The following is a 15,584-nucleotide window of genomic DNA, read 5'->3' on the forward strand; positions in this document are numbered from 1 at the left end:
GCCTCTAGTTATTGCGGGTTGGCGCGGGTGCTGGTCAGCAGGGCGCGCAGACTGGCGGCCTTGGGTTTGACCAGCCAGAAGCGGCGGATGTAATTATCCAGATTCTCCAGCACTTCCTCCCCCCAGGCACTCCCGGTCTCGGCGACGTAATCAGTCAGCACCATGGTCAGGTGACTGCGATAAGCTTCCATCGACTCGCTGCTGATCCGGTGCAACTCCACCAGCTCATGGTTGAGCTTGTCGAAGAAGCTGTTGTCCTGATCCAGCACAAAGGCGAAACCACCGGTCATACCGGCACCGAAGTTGTGCCCGGTTGGCCCCAGTACGCAGACCATACCGCCGGTCATGTACTCGCAGCAATGATCACCAGCGCCTTCGATGACTGCATGCGCGCCCGAGTTACGCACCGCGAAACGCTCGCCTGCGGTGCCCGCCGCCAATAGCATGCCACCGGTGGCGCCATACAGACAGGTGTTACCGATAATCGCCGTTTCTTCGGAGCGGAACGGGCTGCCCTTAGGCGGCACGATGACCAATTTACCGCCAGTCATACCCTTGCCGACGTAGTCGTTGGCGTCGCCTTCCAGGTACATGTTCAGGCCGCCTGCGTTCCATACGCCGAAGCTCTGGCCAGCGGTACCCTTGAAGCGATAGGTGATAGGCGCGCCGACCATGCCCTGGTTACCGTGCACACGGGCGATCTCGCCGGAAACCCGGGCACCGATCGAGCGATCACAGTTGGTCAGGTTCATCTCGAAGTCGCCACCGGTCAAACCGTCGATACTGGCGCGAGCCAGCTCGACCATCTTCTCGGCAGTCAGACCTTTGTCAAACGGCACGTTGCGCGGCGACTCGCAGTACTGCGGTTTGTCCGCGGGCACATCCTTGCTGAACAGCAACGGCTCCAGATCCAGGTTCTGCTGCTTGCTGGTGGCGCCTGGCAGAATCTCCAGCAGATCAACGCGACCAATCAGGTCCTGCAAGCGGCTGACACCCAGTTGAGCCATCAGCTCACGAGTTTCGGTCGCGACGTAGGTGAAGAAATTCATCACCATTTCCACGGTACCGATGTAGTGGTTGTCACGCAGGTGCTTGTTCTGTGTAGCCACGCCGGTCGCGCAGTTGTTCAGGTGACAGATACGCAAGTACTTGCAGCCCAGGGCAATCATCGGCGCGGTACCGAAGCCAAAGCTTTCTGCGCCCAGGATCGCGGCCTTAATCACGTCCAGACCGGTCTTCAGACCGCCATCGGTCTGTACCCGAACCTTGCCGCGCAGATCGTTGCCACGCAGGGTCTGGTGCGCTTCGGAAAGACCAAGCTCCCAGGGCGAGCCGGCGTAACGGATAGACGTCAAGGGTGAAGCACCGGTGCCGCCGTCGTAACCAGAAATGGTGATCAGGTCGGCGTAGGCCTTGGCCACACCGGCAGCGATAGTACCAACACCGGGTTCGGCTACCAGCTTGACCGAAACCAGCGCGCGCGGATTGACCTGTTTAAGGTCAAAAATCAGCTGCGACAAATCTTCGATCGAATAGATGTCATGGTGCGGCGGTGGCGAAATCAGCGTAACGCCGGGCACCGCATAACGCAGGCGGGCAATCAGCTCGTTCACTTTACCACCGGGCAACTGACCGCCCTCGCCGGGCTTGGCGCCCTGCGCGACCTTGATCTGCAGCACTTCGGCGTTGACCAGATACTCCGGCGTAACACCAAAGCGACCAGAAGCGATCTGCTTGATCTTCGACATGCGCTCGGTACCGTAGCGGGCGGGATCTTCCCCACCCTCACCGGAGTTGGAGCGCGCACCCAGGCGGTTCATCGCCTCGGCAATGGCTTCGTGCGCTTCGGGCGACAACGCGCCCAGCGAAATACCCGCCGAATCAAAGCGCTTGAAGATCGACTCCAACGGCTCAACTTCATCCAGCGTAATCGCCTGCTGATCGCCACGCACTTTCAGCAGGTCGCGCAGCGAGGCTACCGGGCGGGTATTGACCAGGGCCGCGTACTCCAGGTACTTGTCATAGCTGTCGCCCTGCACCGCGTCCTGCAGCGCGCGCACCACATCCGGGTTGTAGGCGTGATATTCACCGCCAAACACGAACTTGAGCAAACCGCCCTGCTGGATGTTCTTGCGCGGGTTCCAGGCTTCGCGGGCGAGCAGCGACTGCTCAGCCTGCAGGTCGCTGAAACGCGCGCCCTGGATCCGACTGGCAACGCCCTTGAAGCAAACGTCGACGATTTCATCAGCCAGACCTACCGCTTCAAACAACTGCGCACCGCGGTAAGACACCACAGTGGAAATCCCCATCTTCGACAGGATTTTCAGCAGCCCTTTGGAGATACCCTTACGGTAGCTCTTGAACACTTCATACAGATCGCCGATCACTTCACCGGTACGGATCAGATCACCGAGGATCTCGTAAGCCAGGTAGGGGTAGACCGCCGTCGCGCCAAAACCGATCAGCACCGCATAGTGGTGCGGGTCACGCGCCGTGGCGGTCTCGACCAGAATGTTGCAATCGCACCGCAGGCCTACCGCAATCAGATGGTGATGCACCGCACCCACGGCGAGCGCAGCATGCACCGGCAGCTTGCCTTCGGAGATAAAGCGGTCGGTCAACACCAGCAGCGTCTTGCCTTCACGCACGGCCGCTTCGGCCTGCTCCGCAATCGCTTTGACGGCTTCGCCCAACGGCATGTCGGCCGGGGCGTTCAGCTCAATGCGTTGATGCGCAAAGCCCGGACGCTCCAGATTCATCAGCGTCCGCCACTTCGCCGGAGAAATGACCGGGCTGCTGAGAATCGCACGGTTAGCGTGATCAGCCGTCTCTTCAAAGACGTTCCGCTCAGCACCAATACAGGTTTCCAGCGACATCACGATAGCTTCGCGCAGCGGATCGATGGCCGGGTTGGTGACCTGGGCGAACTGCTGGCGGAAATAGTCGTACACCGAGCGCACACGGGTCGAAAGCACAGCCATCGGCGTGTCGTCGCCCATGGAGCCCACCGCTTCCTGGCCATTTTCGGCCAATGGACGCAGTACCTGGTCGCGTTCTTCGAACGTGACCTGGAACATCTTCATATACTGCTTGAGCTGTTCCGGGCTGAGGAAGTCGGAGCCATGATCACGGTCGTTCATGGTCGCCTGAATGCGCAGCGCATTTTCCTTCAGCCACTTGCGATACGGGTGCCGCGACTTCAGACGGCCTTCCACATCGCTGGTGTGCAGCACTTCACCGGTCTGGGTATCGACCGCCAGAATCTGACCCGGGCCAACACGGCCCTTGCTGATCACATCTTCAGGCTGGTAATCCCATACACCTATCTCGGACGCCAGGGTAATGTAGCCATTCTTGGTCACTACATAGCGCGCAGGACGCAGACCATTACGGTCGAGCAGACAGACCGCGTAGCGGCCTTCGGTCAAAACGATACCGGCCGGACCGTCCCAGGCTTCCATATGCATGGAATTGAATTCATAGAATGCCTTCAGATCGGCATCCATGGTTTCCACGTTCTGCCAGGCGGGCGGCACAACCATGCGAATGGCACGGAACAAATCCATGCCACCGGCAATCAACAGCTCGAGCATGTTGTCCATGCTCGAGGAGTCGGAGCCGGTTACGTTGACGATCGGCGAGATGCTTTCCAGATCCGGCAGCATCTCGTTGGTAAATTTATTGCGCCGGGCATGCGCCCAGTTGCGGTTGGCAGTGATGGTATTGATTTCACCATTGTGCGCGATCAGCCGGAACGGCTGGGCCAGCGGCCACTTGGGCAGCGTGTTGGTGGAGAACCGCTGGTGGAACACGCTGATAGCGGTTTCCATGCGCTCATCGCTCAGATCCGGGAAGAACTGCCCCAGATCGGCGGGCATCATCAGGCCTTTATAGGAGATGACCTTGTGCGACAGGCTGCAAACGTAAAAATCCTGGTCGGCCTGCATGGCGATTTCGGCCTTGCGGCGGGCGTAGAACAGCTTGATGCCGAACTGCTGCTCATCCAGGCCTTCACCGGACACAAACACCTGCTCGATACGCGGCATGCAGCTCAACGCCAAAGGACCCAGCACGCTGCTGTCGAAAGGCACTTCGCGCCAGCCAACCAGCGGCAAACCCTGATCTACAAGCGCAGCTTCGAAAGCTTGACGAGCAGTGGCCGAAGCCGCCTGATCGACGCCCATAAACACCATACCCACAGCATATTGCTCAGGGAGCTCGGTACCCAGAGACTCTTTGGCAACCGCACGCAGAAACCGATCGGGCTTCTGAATCAGCAGGCCACAACCGTCACCGGTCTTGCCGTCGGCGTTGATGCCACCACGGTGTGTCATGCATGTCAGGGCTTCAATGGCCGTCAGTAACAGGTGATGACTGGGCTCACCCTGCATGTGGGCAATAAGGCCAAAGCCACAGTTATCCTTGAACTGATCAGGCTGATATAAACCTGCTTTCATAGGCACACTCTCAAAATGCTATAGGATTCAGGCGCTTACGAGACTCAAACAAGACTGGATCTGGCTCGGCGCCGGACAAAAGGGGAGTAATTGTACACAGCAGCAACAATGCCCACAATTTTTTTTCGGGCCATCGTGCCGCAAAATCATATCCAAATGTCGTAAATAGGAAAGCTTTTCACTAGTGCGGCGAGCAAAAGAGCTGGGGCGAGACCTCGCGCATGAGATTCCAGCCCCCAAAAAACCGAGGGCTGGACCGCCATTTAACGCAAGGACTGTTTGATCGCGCCAACGCCCTTGGGCCAAGGGTTCTGTCGCCGCAGCGCTTCCGGCAATGCACTGACGCCTTGCTGCGCCTGTTGGCGAGTGCCGTATAGGCCCTGGGTTACCACAAACCAGGGGCGATCTTCATGCAGTGTTTCGAAGTAACCAATATTTTCCAACCCTGATTGCTGCTTGATGAAACTCAACGCCGCGTCCCGACTGCGCGTACCCAATAGCTGCAAAACAAATGCGCTGGAGTCTAGCTGGCGATACCAATCAGCCGTACGCATCGCTTGTGCCGCCGGGGCTGCAGCAGGTGCGACCGATGTTGGTTCTGGCTCAACTGCCACGGGCGCCGCTTGTGCCGACGGAACAGGCGCAGCCGGAGTAGCATCCACAGGTGCCTGCGCCAGATCTACCGGCTCCGCCGGCTCGGGCGCTACCGTTACCTGCTCAGGGGAAGCTGAGGAAGTGCTTGGAGCCTCTGCTTCCGCCTCGGCGACGTCAGCGACCGGTGGCGCAGCGATCTCAACAGTCTCTGGTTCAAGGGTAACTGCATTCAGCTCCGTCAATTCGGCCAGTTGCCGATCTTCTTCGACGTTGACCGGATTCACTGGCTCCGGTAGTTCAAGCACGGTGCGGGAAGGCTCATCGACAGTCTCGTTGCTGCCCATCAGCCAAGCGACACCGATACCTACCGCAACCAGCAACACGGCAATCATTGAGCGTACTGGCACCACTCCGCCTGAACGCCTGCTGGGGCGAGCTGCTGGCTGCTCCATCGCATCTTCCATAACCTGTCTGGCGACAGTATTGATGCGCCCAGGCCAACCACTGCTGCGGCGATGAATTTCTTGCAACTGCTCGTCATCCAGCAAAGCCAGTTCCTGGCCCGCCGCTTCGAGGCGCTGAGCAATATAGTCGCGCGTCTCCTCAGGTGAATAGGGGTCCAGATCAATTCGATGCACCCACTGTTCTGCAACACCATCGGTATCAATCTGCGGCAACAACAGGGAAATATTTTCGTCAGCAAACAGGAAGATCCTGACCGGCGAATCCGCGCCTGCGCTCAAACCCAGGTCAGCCAGATCCTGCAGGGCCTGCAATTCCAGCAACTGGGCATCATCAACGATCAGATACAATTGCACGCCGCTTTGCTTCAGCTGCTCGGCACGTTCAAGCAATGCGTCCGTGGAACGGCCCTTGCCGTTGACTGCCTGACAAAGGTAACCAATCAACGCGGACTCTTCGGAAAATTCGCGAGCGGTGGCCACCACACACTGGGTCGTATCCTTGTTGCTACTGGCCACCAGCACCTGGCGCAGCAAGGTCTTGCCACTTCCCTGAGGACCGGTCACCAGTAGAAGACGGTCACCAAAACGGGCCAAATGGTGCAGCTGTGCCAATACCGTTTTGCGTTGCGGTGTAAAAAAACGAAATCCCGGCGTGCGGGCCGCAAAGGGATCATGGCTCAACTGATAATGATCAAGAAACTCATCGAGTCCGCCCGCGGCGCTGATATTGATATCCGGTTCAACTGTCATGACTGATCTGCCGCGAGTGTTGCCTGCAAGGAAGCAGAATCGAATTCTGCGCTGACGACGGCCTGCCCTAACGCCTTGAGCAAAACCAGGCGCAACTGTCCGTCGAGTACTTTTTTATCTACTGCCATCAAATCCATAAAATCGTTGGCCTGCATATTCCCGGGCGGTGAAACCGGCAAACCCGCAGCAGCAATCAACGCTGTCGCTCTATCGACATCGGCCCGGCTAATCCAGCCCTCCCGACAGGACATATCCAGCGCCATGACCATCCCAGCGCCCACCGCCTCGCCATGCAACCACTGACCATAACCCTGATGCGCTTCGATCGCGTGGCCAAAAGTGTGACCCAGGTTCAGAATCGCGCGAACACCACCCTCACGCTCATCCGCCGCCACTACTTCGGCCTTGATCTGACAAGAGCGGGCAATGGCTTCGGTAACCAGGCTCGGATCGAGAGCCCGCAGACCGCTAATATTGTCTTCAAGCCAAGCTAAAAACGCGACGTCACGAATCAGCCCATATTTGATAATTTCAGCCAGGCCGGCACTGACTTCACGCGCAGGCAGGGTTTTCAGGCTGTCGGTGTCGATCAATACCGCTTTGGGCTGATAAAAAGCGCCAAGCATGTTCTTGCCCGCCGGGTGGTTAATCCCGGTCTTGCCACCCACCGATGAGTCCACCTGGGACAACAGCGTAGTCGGCATCTGGATGAAATCCACACCGCGCTGGTAACAGGCAGCAGCGAAGCCAGTCATGTCGCCGATCACTCCTCCACCGAGCGCTATCAGAGTGGTCTTGCGGTCATGCCGCGCAGCAAGCAGCGCGTCAAATACCTGCTGCAAAGTCGACCAGGTCTTGAATGCTTCACCGGTCGGCAGCACCACTTGTAGAACTTGATACCCCTGGAGGGCCTGACACAGCGCATCAAGGTATAACGGCGCTACGGTGTCGTCAGTCACAACGCACACCTGTTTCCCACTGATATGCCGAGCAAGCAACCCTGACTGGGAAAGCAGGTCGCTACCTATATAGATCGGGTAACTGCGATCACCCAGTTCAACGTTTAATTGCTGCATCAATTTCTCTCCGACACGACTCCGGCAAGAATACAACAGGCGCACATATTGTGCTCAGCCCGAATGCGACTCATGAATGGAATTGGATACTGGAACGATCTAGTCGTCAGTGCCTTGCAACCGGCTCAGAATGGTATTGACGACAATTTTAGGTCCGCGCTGGTCGGTGTCGATAGTGACGTCGGCTATCTCGCTGTAAAGCGGGTCACGGCGTGCCATAAGATCGCGCAACACCTTCTCTGGATCAGCATTCAACAACAACGGACGCTGCCGGTCCTTGGAGGTGCGTTGCAGCTGCTGATCGACACTGGTACGTAGATACACGACCAGGCCGTTGGCACTCAGGGCTCGCCGATTCGCCTCGCGCATGACCACGCCGCCACCGGTGGCCAGGATGATCCCGTGCTCTTGCACCAGCTCGGCAATCATCGCTTCTTCACGCTCGCGAAAACCCTCTTCGCCTTCCACGTCAAAAATCCAGGGTATGTCGGCGCCAGTACGCGCCTCGATCTCCCGGTCCGAGTCCTTGAAAGGGTATTTGAGTTCTTTGGCAAGCAGACGCCCGATGGTGCTTTTTCCAGCGCCCATCGGGCCGATCAGAAACACATTACGCAAGGTGATTACCTGGCAACCGTAATAGCTCCATTGTTGATGATACGAGGCGTCAGGAAGATAAGCAGTTCCGACTTGTTTTCCAGAGAGACGTCACGACGGAAGACTTTGCCGAGAACCGGCAGGTCGCCGAGGAAAGGTACCTTTTCACGAGTAGTTTGAGTTTCGCTGGAAAACACGCCACCGATCACGATTGTTTCACCATCACCAACCAGGATCTTGGCATTGACCTCATTCTTGCGAATCGTCGGCACGCCGTTAACCTCGTTGGTAAAGTCCGGCTCATCCTTGGTCACCACAACTTCCATGATCACCTGATTGTCCGGGGTAATCTGCGGCGTGACTTCCAAAGACAGCACGGCTTCAGCGAAGGCTGTAGTAGTCGCGCCGCTGGAGCTGGCTTCCTGATAGGGGATCTCCGAGCCCTTGAGGATCTTGGCAGTTTCCTTATCAGAGGTAACCACTTTCGGCTGGGAGATAATTTCACCGTTACCGGTGCTTTCCATCGCTGACAGCTGCAGGTCAAGAATGGTGTTGTTGGTGATAAAGCCGATACCGATACCCGAAGTCGCGCCCGCTACACCCATATCAACAAAAGGTGAGTTAGCTGAAGGGGTGGGCATCTGGCCCGTGCCGCCAGGATTACGCCCGAACACATCGAAGCGATCACCGGCATTGATGCTGCCGCCCCAACGAACGCCCAGCGCCTTGTCAAAACCGACGTTGGCTTCAACGATGCGAGCCTCGATCATTACTTGGCGAACCGGGATATCCAGCTGCACGACGATACGACGCAGCTCGTCCAGCTTCTGCTGCGTCTCCAGTGCGATGATGCTATTGGTGCGATCATCGACCGTAATCGAGCCGCGTTGCTCACCGTCACCGGCGGTCACTGAAGCAAACAGGCTGGCGATGTCGGCAGCTCGAGCGTAGTTGACCTGGATCAGCTCACGCCGCAAGGGCGCCAGCTCGGCAATTTGCTGCTGGGACTCCAGCTCTTGACGCTCTCTGGCGGCAATCTCGTCTGCCGGAGCTACCAAGAGCACATTACCTATCTTGCGCTGGTCCAGACCCTTGGTTTTCAGTACCAGATCAAGCGCCTGATCCCAAGGCACGTTCTGCAGGCGCAGCGTAATACTGCCTTGAACCGTGTCACTGGCGACCAGATTCAGATCGGTAAAGTCGGCGATCAACTGCAGCACCGAACGCACTTCGATGTCCTGGAAATTCAGCGACAGCTTCTCGCCAGTGTAGGAAAAAGCCTCAGAGCGACGCTGTTCGACTTCGGTCTGGGTCAACGGCTTGAAACTGACAATCAAGCGATTATCCGCCTGGTACACCAAATGCTCATAAAAGCCGGCTGGCTCAATGTTGATCACGCTGTTGCCGCCGCTGGTGGTGGCGTTAACGAAATTCACCGGAGTGGCAAAGTCCTTCACATCCAGGCGCACGCGCAGCGCATCAGGCAACTGAGTATCTGGGAATGTCAGCCTGACACGCCCGCCCTGCTCAGCCACATCAACCTTTACCGAAGGATCGGACAAGTCAACGATGACGTTGCCTTCGCCCTGCTCACCACGACGGAAATCCAGGCTGGTGATAGAGCGTCCTGCCATGGCCGCCGGGCTGGTGACGGCAGGCTCTGACGTGGCGCGCCAGTCAGTGGTGGCCGCTGGAACTGGCTGGGCTACGCTGGCTGCTGCAGGCTGCGGTGCGGCCTGGGCATAACCAGGGGCACTGTCGGAGCCGACCATGACATATAGATCGTTGCCATCTACTCGGGTGGCGTAAGGCACCAGATCGGTAAGGTTAATGATCAGACGGGTACGGTCGTTAGCCTCTACCACAGTCACGCTACGCGCATTCCCCAACCCCAGATCTCGGGTACGCTCACCGAGCTCGTTCTTTACACCAGGCAAATCGATAGCAATCCGCGCCGGCTGATCAATGGTGTAACCCTTTGGCGCCGAGTTTATTGGCTCGTCAAAAGACAGTTTCAACTCAACCCGCTCCCCAGGCAGAGAGGCAACATCCAGATTCTCAAGATTGGCGGCCAAGGCCAAGGGGCTAAGCAAGGCCACCATGGCAGCAAGCGTAATTTTTTTGGTTAAAGGCATTTGATTGCGTTCCACGCGTGACTGTTTGCAGTTCATTTTGTCTCTCCCTGGTTGACTTATCCGCGCTCAGGCAAGCTGAGCGTTCGCGGGCGCTCCAACCAACCACCTTCCCCGTCCGGGACGATTTCGACTACGTCGACACGGCCTTCTTCAATACTGGTAATACGGCCGTGGTTACGACCCAGATAGTCACCAATCCTTACCCTATGCACGCTGCCCGCCCCGCGGACCAAAGCCTGCATACCATCCTGATTACTCAGGATGCCAACCATCTCGAATGCCTCGATATTGAAGCCTTCCAGAAACTGTTTTACCCGATCTTCATCTGGCTTCAAATCCTGCGTCCCACGCTCGCGCTGACTCAAATCAATCTTGATCGGCGGCTGGAAGGGGCTACGCAACGAGGTCGCACTGTAAGTGAAGGCCTCGTAGGGCGCAAAACGGGGCAGCGGCTCGATATTGCCAGCGGGCCGTGCACGTGTTTCCGCCATGAAGGCTTGCAGATCACTGAAGCTACCGTCACTACAACCGGCCAACAGCATTGGCAATGCGAGGGCGAGGCCCAATACGCGCTTTTGCATGATCATTATTGGCCCCCTGCTTCGTTGTAGCGATAGGTTCTCGCAAGAATGTTCATTTTCAGCAGATCAGGGTTGCCCTCGGTAACCGGAACAATGTCGAAATCATGCAGCGTAACAATACGCGGCAGGCCTGAGACGCTGCTGACAAATGTGGCAATGTCATGATAACTGCCTTGCACCACGATTCTGATCGGCAGTTCGATATAGAACTGCTGAGCCGACTCCGGTTGCAGGGTAATGGATTCGAACTCCAGACCGCTGTTAAGGCCCATCTGGGTAATGTCTTCAAGCAGACCGGGCACTTCGGTGTCGCTGGGCAACTGCTTCAACAGGGCACCGAAGCGCTCTTCGATTTCAATCAACTGTTCCTTGTAGGCTTCCAGATTGGCCGCCCGAAAGGATTTATCGGTAAAGTCCTGGCGCAAAGCCACTTCTCTGGCTTCGGTCTGTTCCAGACTGGCCTTCATATCTTTCAAATGAAAGTGATAGCCAGCGAACAAAAGGGCGATGAACAGGAGCAGGCCGACGATAAACTTTAACGCCCCAGGCCAGACTCCGACATTGTTGAAGTCGATATTATTGATATCGATCTTGCGAAAACTATCCTTGATTTGAGACATACTCATTGCTGCTGCGCTCCCTCAGCAGAAGCCTTCGGCTCAGTCTGACGGACTGAGAGCTCGAAAACGTTAGCCTGATCAACGCCGCCCGAAGTAACCGCGCGCACAGCAGTCAGGTTCGGCGAAGTCATCCATTCAGAGGCATCCATCTGACGCATCAGATTGGAAACCCGACTGTTGGATTCGGCACCACCTTTGATATTGACGGTCGAGCCACGCATGTTGACCGAGGTAAAGAACACGCCATCTGGCAAAGTCCGCGCCATCTCGTCAAATACCCTAACGATGATTGGACGATTACCCTGCAGATCCTGAATGATCTTCATGCGGTCAAGCAGTTGCGTGCGTCGCGCCTGCAGCTGTTCGATTTCCTTGATGCGCGCTTCCAGCAGCGTGATTTCGTCCTGCAGGAATTTATTACGCGCGTTCTGATGATCAATTTTGCCAGCGTAAAAGCGGTCGCCGAGGAAGATCAGTGCACCCGCCACAATCACGATCAAAGCCAGAATGGTCAGAAACTCTTTCTTGCGCTCTTCCCTGAGCTGCTCGCGCCAGGGTAATAGGTTAATGCGAGCCATTAGTCGAAACTCCTCATTGCCAGACCACAGGCAATCATCAATGCCGGCGCATCATTACTAAGCGCCACTGCATTGACTTTGTTTGACAGGGTCATGTTTGCAAAGGGGTTGGCGACCAGCGTGGTGGTACCAATCTTTTGCTGTATCAGATGATCAAGTCCCGGTATGGAGGCTGTACCGCCGGCAAGGAGGATGTAATCCACATCGTTATACTGGCCACCGGCAAAGAAGAATTGCAGAGAACGAGATACCTGCTGAACCACTGCGTCCTTGAAAGGCCCCAGCACTTCACTCTCGTAATCATCGGGCAAACCACCCTGCTTTTTAGCCAGACCCGCCTCTTCCTGCGACAAACCGTAGCGTCGCTGAATCTCGTCAGTGAGCTGCTTGCCACCGAACAATTGCTCGCGGGTATAAATGATCCGACCCTTGCTCAATACGCTGAGAGTCATCATGGTGGCGCCGATATCGATCACCGCAACGGTCATCTCATCGCGGTCACCATCGAGCTGATCGATGACCAGATCACAAGCCCGCTCCATCGCGTATGCCTCGACCTCGACCACCCGTGCGCCCAGTCCGGCAAGCGCTAGCGCTGCCTCGCGAATATCGACGTTCTCACGGCGACAGGCGGCCAGTAGCACTTCAGCTCGATCGGGATTGCGCGGTGACGGCCCCTGTACCTCGAAGTCGATCGCAACCTCATCCAGTGGATATGGAATGTACTGATCAGCTTCTAGCTTGATCTGCTCTTCCATTTCCTCTGGGTCGAGGTCCGCATCCATTTCAATGGTCTTGGTGATCACCGCAGAACCGGCGACCGCAACGGCGGCTTGCTTAAGGGAGCTGCGCGACCGGGCAAGGACTTTTTCCAATGCCTGGCCAACACCTTCAAGCTCGACGATGTTTTTTTCTACCACCGCACTAGGTGGGAGAGGTTCAACCGCATAGGCCTCGACCTTATAACGGTTACCTGAGCGACTGAGTTCGAGCAGCTTCACCGTAGTGGAGCTGATATCAATGCCCAGTAGCGTATTCGCTTTTTTCTTTATGAGCCCTAGCACAGCCAATTTCCTATCAGCATCCGACACTTACGGACGGTTTATGTTTTCCTACATTAAATAACAGTCCTTGTACAAGCGCAAATAGCTAAAACAAAAAAAATACGCTTATAATGCAGACTGTTAACCCGTTCTCATCGCACCACACAGCTAACCAATTCATTTGTCAGGGAATTTGCCTGTCCCTTATGCGCTTTCTAAAAATTCTATTCTGGTCTCTACTCGCCCTGATAAGCGCCCCAATCATGGGCCTTACCGCTATTGCGCTGTATCTGAGCCCCGGCTTGCCGGACGTTGAAACGCTGCGCGATGTGCAATTGCAGACGCCGTTGCGGATATATAGCACAGATAGCAAATTGATAGCAGAATTCGGTGAAATGCGCCGCATACCTATCAGTTACGGCCAAGTGCCGGAAAACTTTATTAATGCAATTCTCGCAGCCGAGGATGACAACTTCCTCAATCACCATGGTGTGGACCCCATGGGCCTGCTGCGCGCCGTTACCGAGCTGGTGCAAACCGGGAGCATTCAAACCGGCGGTAGCACCATCACCATGCAGGTCGCAAAAAATTATTTTCTCACCAGCGACAGGGTCTTTTCTCGCAAACTCAACGAGATACTCCTGGCACTGCAAATCGAGCGATCACTTAACAAGCGCGAGATTTTCGAACTCTACGTCAACAAGATCTATCTCGGCAACAGAGCTTACGGCATAGAAGCTGCCGCTCAGGTTTATTACGGCACCTCGATAGACCAACTGCCACTCTCCGACCTGGCCATGATCGCCGGCCTGCCCAAGGCGCCATCACGCTACAACCCGATCTCCAACCCCGAACGCACGTTGTTGCGCCGCGATTGGATCCTGGGTCGTATGCTGAGTCTGGGGTATATAGACCAGGCCGAGCATGACGAAGCTGTTGCCAGCCCCATCACGGCTACCAACCATGGCTCCAATCCCGAGCTGGAAGCGCCCTATGTAGCTGAAATGGCACGCCTGGAAATGCTCAGCAAGTTCGGCGACAAGGCTTATACCAATGGCTATCACGTGTACACCACAGTCGATAGCGAGCTGCAGGCGTTAGCCAACGTATCACTGCGCACCGGCCTGATGAGTTACGACCAGCGCCATGGTTACCGTGGCCCCGAAGCGCGGCACCCGGACAGCAAGCCTGACGAGTGGCCAGCACTGCTGAAGGATTACCGCGGCCTGGGCGGCCTGCTGCCGGCAATAGTAACCGGCGTGGCCGATGACAAGGTGACGCTGCTGCTGCGTGGCGGAGTGCTCGGCGAAATCAGCTGGGAAGCGATGCGCTGGGCTCGCCCCCACCTCAATGCCAACAGCATGGGACCCAACCCGGATAAACCCGCCGATGTATTGGCAGTGGGCGATATTGTTCGGGTAGTACCGATCGAAGGCATACAATTCCGCCTCACCCAGGTACCCGAAGCCCAGAGTGCGCTGATTTCCATCTCCCCGCAGGATGGCGCAATTCAGGCTCTGATCGGCGGCTTCTCTTTCGTTGAAAGCAATTACAACCGGGTCACTCAAGCACGCCGCCAACCCGGATCGAGCTTCAAGCCATTCCTCTATGCCGCCGCGCTTGATAACGGTTACAGCCCGGCAAGCATGGTCAACGATGCACCACTGGTGTTCTTCGATGACTACCTGGATTCTGCCTGGCGACCACAAAACTCCGGCGGTGATTTCCTCGGTCCGATACGCCTTAGAGAAGCCTTGTATCGCTCGCGCAACCTGGTGTCCATCCGCTTGATGCAGGACCTGGGGGTAGACAAGGCTCTCAGTTATATCGAGCGCTTCGGCTTTAGCCGCTCGGACCTGCCACGTAATCTGTCTGCCTCATTGGGCACGCCCGAACTGACACCGTTGCAGATCGCCCAGGGCTACACCGTCATCGCCAACGGCGGCTACGCCGTTAAACCCTACCTGATTGAGCGGATCGAGGATTATAACGGACAGATACTGGAGGTCACCGCCGCTGCAGTGACGCCAGCAGCCCGTGAACGCCATGAGGAACGGTTGTCGCGTTACGCTCAGGCGGCCAATTTTACCGATGCCGATTTTACTATTCCCGAGCTGCCCATCGCGGAGGAAGTCGTCGACCCACGCACGACCTATCAGCTCACCAGCATGCTGCAGGACGTCATTACCCGCGGTACGGCAGTACGAGCAAGAGCGCTTCAGCGCAAGGACCTGGCTGGAAAAACAGGCACCACCAATGACCAGAAAGATGCCTGGTTTGCTGGATACAACGGTGATTTCGTAACCGTCGCTTGGGTCGGCTTCGACCAGCCAAGTACGCTTGGCCGCCGCGAGTACGGCGGCACCGCTGCGCTGCCGATCTGGATGGAGTTCATGGCTGGCGCATTGGATGGCAGGCCTGAGCACAGTCAACCCATCCCCGAAGGGCTGACCAGCGTACGCATAGATCCGGCCACCGGTCGCACCTCACGACCCGGCGCCTCCGACGGTTTCTTTGAGATATTCAAGGAAGAGGACGCGCCTCCGGCCTGGGACGAAATTGAAAGCGGCGCCTATCCGTCCGGCGGCAGCGACTCACTGCCCCAAGGCTTGTTCTAACAACGTGAAAATGCCTGGTCGAGCGGACGCGCGTCTGCTCGACCAGGCGGCCCACCTCAAGCATGCTCTGACCT

General features: G+C 56.8%; 10 protein-coding genes. 1 reads left to right on the forward strand and 9 read right to left on the reverse strand.

All coding sequences use genetic code 11. The features are described from left to right. Window positions 1-8: 8 nt before the first annotated feature. The 9 genes from gltB to DT594_RS16440 form a co-directional block, all read right to left on the reverse strand. Window positions 9-4,457 carry a glutamate synthase large subunit gene (gltB, locus tag DT594_RS16400; RefSeq protein ID WP_149333921.1) on the reverse strand — a complete coding sequence of 1,483 codons (4,449 nt, stop codon included), beginning with the start codon at window positions 4,455-4,457 and terminating at the stop codon, window positions 9-11. 263 nt (window positions 4,458-4,720) lie between these two features. Next, window positions 4,721-6,265 (reverse strand): AAA family ATPase, encoded by a 1,545-nt coding sequence (locus tag DT594_RS16405; protein ID WP_149333923.1) that lies wholly within the window; start codon window positions 6,263-6,265, stop codon window positions 4,721-4,723. Beyond that, on the reverse strand, window positions 6,262-7,341 hold the full coding sequence (gene aroB / locus DT594_RS16410) for a 3-dehydroquinate synthase (RefSeq protein ID WP_149333925.1): 1,080 nt from the start codon (window positions 7,339-7,341) through the stop codon (window positions 6,262-6,264). The genes DT594_RS16405 and aroB overlap by 4 nt, the downstream gene beginning before the upstream one ends. A gap of 99 nt (window positions 7,342-7,440) precedes the next feature. Next, window positions 7,441-7,956: a shikimate kinase AroK gene (gene aroK, locus DT594_RS16415; protein WP_096346861.1), complete on the reverse strand. Its 516-nt coding sequence runs from the start codon at window positions 7,954-7,956 to the stop codon at window positions 7,441-7,443. Between the two features lie 5 nt (window positions 7,957-7,961). Beyond that, the gene (locus DT594_RS16420; protein WP_149333927.1) at window positions 7,962-10,070 is read right to left on the reverse strand and encodes a type IV pilus secretin PilQ; all 2,109 of its coding nucleotides are present in this window, start codon (window positions 10,068-10,070) and stop codon (window positions 7,962-7,964) included. 56 nt (window positions 10,071-10,126) lie between these two features. Further along, window positions 10,127-10,651 (reverse strand): pilus assembly protein PilP, encoded by a 525-nt coding sequence (locus DT594_RS16425; RefSeq protein ID WP_149334087.1) that lies wholly within the window; start codon window positions 10,649-10,651, stop codon window positions 10,127-10,129. 5 nt (window positions 10,652-10,656) lie between these two features. Further along, window positions 10,657-11,277 carry a type IV pilus inner membrane component PilO gene (locus DT594_RS16430; protein WP_149333929.1) on the reverse strand — a complete coding sequence of 207 codons (621 nt, stop codon included), beginning with the start codon at window positions 11,275-11,277 and terminating at the stop codon, window positions 10,657-10,659. Further along, complete coding sequence (locus DT594_RS16435) at window positions 11,274-11,849, reverse strand: PilN domain-containing protein (protein ID WP_149333931.1); 576 nt, start codon at window positions 11,847-11,849, stop codon at window positions 11,274-11,276. The genes DT594_RS16430 and DT594_RS16435 overlap by 4 nt, the downstream gene beginning before the upstream one ends. Beyond that, window positions 11,849-12,913 (reverse strand): pilus assembly protein PilM, encoded by a 1,065-nt coding sequence (locus DT594_RS16440; RefSeq protein WP_096346864.1) that lies wholly within the window; start codon window positions 12,911-12,913, stop codon window positions 11,849-11,851. The genes DT594_RS16435 and DT594_RS16440 overlap by 1 nt, the downstream gene beginning before the upstream one ends. Window positions 12,914-13,098: 185 nt before the next feature. Here DT594_RS16440 and DT594_RS16445 point away from each other — a divergent pair, with 185 nt between their 5' ends. After that, complete coding sequence (locus tag DT594_RS16445; protein WP_149333933.1) at window positions 13,099-15,510, forward strand: penicillin-binding protein 1A; 2,412 nt, start codon at window positions 13,099-13,101, stop codon at window positions 15,508-15,510. Window positions 15,511-15,584 lie beyond the last annotated feature (74 nt).

Origin of the sequence: Halopseudomonas laoshanensis, from assembly GCF_008365385.1 — a bacterium.
Classification (GTDB): domain Bacteria; phylum Pseudomonadota; class Gammaproteobacteria; order Pseudomonadales; family Pseudomonadaceae; genus Halopseudomonas; species Halopseudomonas laoshanensis.